The sequence below is a fragment of the Amphritea pacifica genome, assembly GCF_016924145.1.
Classification (GTDB): Bacteria; Pseudomonadota; Gammaproteobacteria; order Pseudomonadales; family Balneatricaceae; genus Amphritea; species Amphritea pacifica.
In genome coordinates this window covers 1-5,234 of sequence record NZ_JAFFZO010000064.1, presented here as the reverse complement: position 1 = coordinate 5,234, position 5,234 = coordinate 1, and the positions used below count along the sequence as shown (strand labels likewise).

The window sequence follows — 5,234 nt, the reverse complement described above, 5'->3', positions numbered from 1 at the left end:
AGCAGCAGCGGGTAGCGATTGCCCGCTCCCTGTGTATGAACCCGGATGTGATGCTGTTCGATGAGCCGACCTCGGCCCTCGACCCCGAGATGATCAAAGAGGTGCTCGATGTCATGATCGAACTGGCGGGAGAAGGGATGACCATGCTCTGCGTCACCCATGAGATGGGCTTTGCCAAGACCGTGGCGGACCGGGTTATCTTTATGGATGGTGGGCAGATTATTGAAGAGAATGAGCCCCATGAGTTCTTTAACAACCCGCAGCATGAGCGGACCCAGCTGTTCCTGAGTCAGATTTTGGCGCATTAAAAGCAGTTGCTAGATGCAGCTTCGCCGCTTGCTAGTGGTTAGTGGTTAGAAAAAGCATAAAAAAACCGCCTGTTATGGCGGTTTTTTATCACATTCTTCTTAACTGCTAGCAGCGGCCTTTTTTTGCCTGGCCGGGAGGGCAGTGATAACTGTTATTTCCAGGGGGATGCGTTTCGAGTGTGTGAGTTCCAATGAAGTGAGAGCGCATCGTTGTCTCTGAGCGTTGATAATCAGAGCGCTTATCCGTATTGATTGCTGTGCCAACGGCCCCTCCGACGGCACCGCCAACAATGGCGCCATCGCGACCACCGACTTCATTGCCTATGGCAGCACCCACCGCACCACCCAGGCCGCCGCCAATCGCAGCATCCAGAGTGGAGTTAGCGCTTGCTTCAACCGTGAAGAGCATCATCATAAAGATAAAGTATTTAATATTCATAAATTTCAGACTCTGAGGAAACACCGGATACATTCACTGCTCAGCCTGGATAGTGGACTGTAGCATAATGTCTGACTGACCGGTTGTGGTCAGTTGAATTCAGCTGGCCGCCATTAATCAAGGGAGATTGAGTGCGGCAGAGCAAAGCTTCCCGGAAGTTCCGAGAAGCTTAAGTGCAGTGTCTTACTTAGCCCTGAGACACCTCATCGTATTCCGCTTCATCGAGCTGACCATCTTTATTCAGATCGGCTGTCATGAAAGCCTCTTCCAATCCCTCAACGCTTTTAGCCTCTTCCAGACTGATAAAGCCATCAGCGTTAATATCGACAACCTGGAAGTCCGGCATATCCGCCGCAAAAGCAGTCGCTGAAGCAGTTGTGAGGGCGATGGCGCATAGGGTTTTGATATTCATTTTTAAAACTCCTGAGTTATTCCATTAAAATTAGAGATTGAATTGATCCGTCACACAAAAACATGCTCCGAATAGCAACGCCTATTTAGCACTCTTTGTACCAGTTATTGTTTTTGCTTTTAAATCAATAAGATATGTAGATGTTGGCGCTGCTGGTTTAATATTACTGTCGCCATAGGCGGTCGGGTTATTCCGGGTTTGTATTAACTTGTTGATTTTAAAGTTATTTATCTGTCTTATCCCGGAGACCTAAGCCGACAGACGTGGCTTCACCGCTTGCCAGACGTCGCTTCGCGACTTGCTGTCTTCTGGAAAATATACTTAAAAACAATTAGTTAAAGAAATGCGTTGCCAGGAGGGTGACAGTTGGAGGTTGCATAGTGACCTATGTGGGAGTGACGCCCTCGTCACGATAGAGATGACCGCTGAACTTGCTGGCCTCTGTTGCTCTCATTGAACAATCTAATGTAGAGGTCCCTTTAGTATGCCCTCAGGGTATAGGAGTGGTCTTTTAGCTCTATCTTGCCTGTTTTTCAGGATATACAGTTAGCATAACCTTTCAAAGTGGCTCAGAATCAGATAGATAAGGATATCAGCAGGTGAGGTTATATGCCGATTGAAAGTGCCAGGTATTGTATGAATAAAGGGTAACAACGCAGTTCACCCAGGTGGAATGCCGGATGGGGATTATGATCATATTGCTTTGAAGAGGTTTGAACTTTTGAATTCTCTCGTGAAGAAAGGCATGTCGGAGCCTAAAGAGCTAGAAGCACTATACACAAGGACTCCAGTAGGGGCAGGAAAAAGTTTAGACCTCGCAATGGCAAATTTAAACCAAATAGTGATTAATAGAGCATTGCAACGGATAAGTCGCTGAATGCGGTGTTCGATTTCAAAGAGGACGAATGAAAATACTCGCCATTTCAGGTAGCGCACGCGCAGCATCCACAAATACGGCCTTGCTGAGAGCCATGAAAAATATAGCTCCGGCTGATGTCGAATTTTTGGTTTTTAACAGGTTAGATGCACTTCCCGTTTTTTCTCCGGACTCTGAAGGAGAGGCAACTCCAGCGGCAGTGCGCGAGTTTATGGAAACGGTTTCAGCTGTAGATGGCATCATTATATCGAGCCCAGAATACGTTCGAGCAATTCCAGGTGGTCTTAAAAATGCTATCGACTGGATGGTTTCTCGTTTCGAGGTTATAGGTAAACCCATCGCTTTGGCACATGCCTCACACCGAGGTGACGATATGCTTGCTTCACTAAGGTTGGTGCTTTCAACAGTCAGTGATCATTTTCTGGAGAACATATTTCTGCGTATTTCTTTGATCGGGAAGTCCCCAGACGAAATTGAAAAGCTCATTAAGATGTCAGAACATGAGTCGAAAATTTCGATGTTTCTGACCGATTTTATAACGGAGGTCCGTCAAAATGACTGACGGGCTGGCCTAACAAGTTGCAGCACTTCAACCTCTACGAGGCTTGGATCTCAATAAGTCACGCTTATTTTGTATTGTGTGTAAAGCGTTGATATCTTTTTCTATCGAAAGCAGAAATCAAAGAATACTCAAAATCAGCTCAAGTATTAGCCGCTATTTCTAGCAAGCGCAGCGTCTAGCTCCTGGCAAGTCGCGAAGCGACTAAAAACTAAGGCGCTGGAAACGCCTATTTAAGCTCGTTGATAATCCCATTAGACCCAATTGCATAATATACTCCACTGCCAAACCCTACCGAGTACACGCCGGTACTGGTGGGGCCGTAGGGGTCGCGCTTATGGATCGCCCAGCTGCGCAGCATTTCGCCGCTACTGGTGCTCCATAGCTGGACGGAGCCAGAGGCGGTGCCGGTGAGTAGCTGACTGTTATCAGGTGAAAAGCGGGCGGAGAGGAAACTGAGGCGTTTGCCAAACAGGTCCCGGTTGTCTGACAGGGTATGGAGTACCTTGCCATCCTGAGTGCTCCAGATCACAGCCCGGTCAAGGGTGCCCGAACTGAAGGCCAGTTGTTTGTTGGGTGAGAGTGCTACGGTATCGACAATATTGCCAAACTTGAGGCTGTGGATCACTTTGTTGCTCTGGACATCCCAGAGTTGTGCGTTATAGGCATCATCACCGGTCAGTGCCAGCAGGGCATCTTCGCTGAGGTCAACTGATTTAACCCGGGCATCGTGACGGAAGGTTTGTATCACCCCACCGCGTTTTATATCGAAGTAGACTGCGGTATGGTCGGCAAGTCCCAGCAGGGCATAATTACCATTAGGAGACAGGTCCATTGCCAGGATCTCGGCAGGAGAACTCCAGAACCCTTCAGGTTTGCCGGTGCTCAGATTCCACAGTACCAGGTCCTGCTGCTCGGCTGTGGCGGCGTACAGCTCGTCAGGGGAGAACGCGCTGGCGCTGATCAGGCTGTACTCGCCGGCTTTATGGTTCCAGTTGTACAGCCGTTCGTGCTGGCTTACATTCCACAGGCTGCCGCCATGGTTGAATGAGCCGATGACCGCATATTTGGACTGTGGTGACAGTGTCCCTGAATAGGCGCCCTGAAGTGCGTATTCAACGTACTTAACGGGTTCATCACTGTCGCTGCAACCGCTCAGTATCGCTGTGGCGAACAGTGCACAAGCGACAGCGCTAAGCCTTTTCTGCATAGTGAGTCTTTAGCCTCTGCGCTCTTTCCATCCCCTGTTGATGCTATGCCTGGGCTTCAGCAAACACCTGCTCCCGATGAGCCGTATGGAGAATCTCAATCATGGTATCTTCGAGTGAAAAACGCTCCTCAAGTGCCTCTCCAAGGGAGGATAGCTGGCAGGTCAGTTCATACATCTCCTGCAGTGTTACGCCCTCGAAGCCTGAGTAGATATCATTAAAGTCGAGCGCAGCATCGGTGCTGGCCTGGATTTTGGGAAACAGTGCCTGAGCCTTTTCCAGACTGCCATCATTGAACTCGCTACCCTGTTTCAGCAACTGCTCGTAGACTTCAAAATGGCCGGACGAGATATAGTCCATCATTAACTGACAAAACTCCTGAATTTTATCATTCAGCGTTTCCTGAACATTTTGCTGCGGCAACGAGACAAAAAAACTTATCAGCTTGCGGCGCTCTTCAAGCCAGTTATCAATAATATCACTGACACCTCCCCAGCGTTCCTGGGCGTTATGGCATTTTTCTAGCATAGCAGGCCTCCTTTTATGTTCAGCACTTGCTGTCTGCGTGCCCCAATACTAATCCTAACGTTGTCACAGAGGCAATAGCCGGAGCACTTTTCGCGGAGGACGACATAAACTTATCTGCGGAGCGCTGATATTTGCTGATAAAGATGATACAACAGGGTACAGAGCAGGCATAAAGGGCATTTCACCGGAGGCGTTCTGTGGTGGTTCAGTTGTAATACAGTCTTTTGAGTATCTGATTTTTTATATTGTCTTTTCTTGCTAAGATGATGATTTTATTAAGCCCACTGAGTTAAGCTCAGAAAAGCTTTCTGCTACCGGATAGGGAAACATGAACATGTTTAAACGTTTTTTGCTGGTGCTGTTCCTGGGGGGGCTGATTCAGCCGCTTTGGGCTGCCGATGAAGCCGCGCCCGAAGATTATGTTAACTATATTGAATTGAAACCGTTTGTGGCCAATTTTGTCAGCCCGGATAAGCTGCGTTTTTTGAAGTGTGAAATCACTATTCAGGTGACCAGTCCTGCGGCTCACCATGCGGTCAATTACCATAAGGCGGAGATCCGTCACGAAATACTGATGCTGCTCAGTTCGAAGGAGGAGGATCAGCTGAAAACCGTCGATATGCAGCATATTCTTGCTCAGGAAGCGCTACAGAAAGTGCAACAGGTGTTGCTGGCAGAAGAGGGCGAAGCCTATGTGGCTGATCTGTTCTTTACCAGCTTTGTGTTGCAGTAGTCTTTTACCGGATCAGATAGAAAAGCCCTGCATTTGCAGGGCTTTCAGGTTACTGATAAACCCCAGTATTTTTGCTGGGGTTTTGTTTTTCTAAGGCTATTCCAGCGACGTTAGCAAAAACGAGGTAAAAGATTTATGGGACGCTTTGACTCGGCTTAGAGCCTTTCAGG

General features: G+C 48.2%; 7 protein-coding genes. 3 read left to right on the top strand and 4 right to left on the bottom strand.

Going from position 1 to position 5,234, the window contains the following annotated elements; translation table 11 throughout:
* On the top strand, positions 1 to 308 hold a 308-nt coding region (locus JW499_RS21285; RefSeq protein ID WP_205212466.1), incomplete at its 5' end, for an amino acid ABC transporter ATP-binding protein.
* Between the two features lie 106 nt (positions 309 to 414).
* Here the strand turns inward: JW499_RS21285 and JW499_RS21280 are convergent.
* Complete coding sequence (locus JW499_RS21280; RefSeq protein WP_205212465.1) at positions 415 to 747, bottom strand: YMGG-like glycine zipper-containing protein; 333 nt, start codon at positions 745 to 747, stop codon at positions 415 to 417.
* Positions 748 to 934: 187 nt separating this feature from the next.
* Entirely contained in the window at positions 935 to 1,159 is a 225-nt protein-coding gene (locus tag JW499_RS21275) for an EF-hand domain-containing protein (RefSeq protein ID WP_205212468.1), read from the bottom strand.
* A gap of 905 nt (positions 1,160 to 2,064) precedes the next feature.
* Between JW499_RS21275 and JW499_RS21270 the strand changes: the two genes are divergently transcribed.
* The gene (locus JW499_RS21270) at positions 2,065 to 2,598 is read left to right on the top strand and encodes an NADPH-dependent FMN reductase (protein ID WP_205212464.1); all 534 of its coding nucleotides are present in this window, start codon (positions 2,065 to 2,067) and stop codon (positions 2,596 to 2,598) included.
* Between the two features lie 226 nt (positions 2,599 to 2,824).
* Here the strand turns inward: JW499_RS21270 and JW499_RS21265 are convergent, their stop codons facing one another.
* Together JW499_RS21265 and rsd are read right to left on the bottom strand one after the other, a co-directional pair.
* Complete coding sequence (locus JW499_RS21265; protein WP_205212463.1) at positions 2,825 to 3,805, bottom strand: WD40 repeat domain-containing protein; 981 nt, start codon at positions 3,803 to 3,805, stop codon at positions 2,825 to 2,827.
* Positions 3,806 to 3,848: 43 nt separating this feature from the next.
* Positions 3,849 to 4,331: a sigma D regulator gene (rsd, locus tag JW499_RS21260; RefSeq protein WP_205212462.1), complete on the bottom strand. Its 483-nt coding sequence runs from the start codon at positions 4,329 to 4,331 to the stop codon at positions 3,849 to 3,851.
* 328 nt (positions 4,332 to 4,659) lie between these two features.
* On the opposite strand from rsd, the gene JW499_RS21255 reads away from it, so the two are divergent.
* Complete coding sequence (locus tag JW499_RS21255; RefSeq protein WP_232846577.1) at positions 4,660 to 5,064, top strand: flagellar basal body-associated FliL family protein; 405 nt, start codon at positions 4,660 to 4,662, stop codon at positions 5,062 to 5,064.
* Positions 5,065 to 5,234: the final 170 nt, after the last annotated feature.

Coding starts and splice junctions, on each gene's coding strand:
- rsd (WP_205212462.1), bottom strand. CDS start 4,331: ATGCTAGAAAAATGCCATAACGCCCAGGAACGCTGGGGAGGTGTCAGT.
- JW499_RS21265 (WP_205212463.1), bottom strand. CDS start 3,805: ATGCAGAAAAGGCTTAGCGCTGTCGCTTGTGCACTGTTCGCCACAGCG.
- JW499_RS21275 (WP_205212468.1), bottom strand. CDS start 1,159: ATGAATATCAAAACCCTATGCGCCATCGCCCTCACAACTGCTTCAGCG.
- JW499_RS21270 (WP_205212464.1), top strand. CDS start 2,065: ATGAAAATACTCGCCATTTCAGGTAGCGCACGCGCAGCATCCACAAAT.
- JW499_RS21280 (WP_205212465.1), bottom strand. CDS start 747: ATGAATATTAAATACTTTATCTTTATGATGATGCTCTTCACGGTTGAA.
- JW499_RS21255 (WP_232846577.1), top strand. CDS start 4,660: ATGAACATGTTTAAACGTTTTTTGCTGGTGCTGTTCCTGGGGGGGCTG.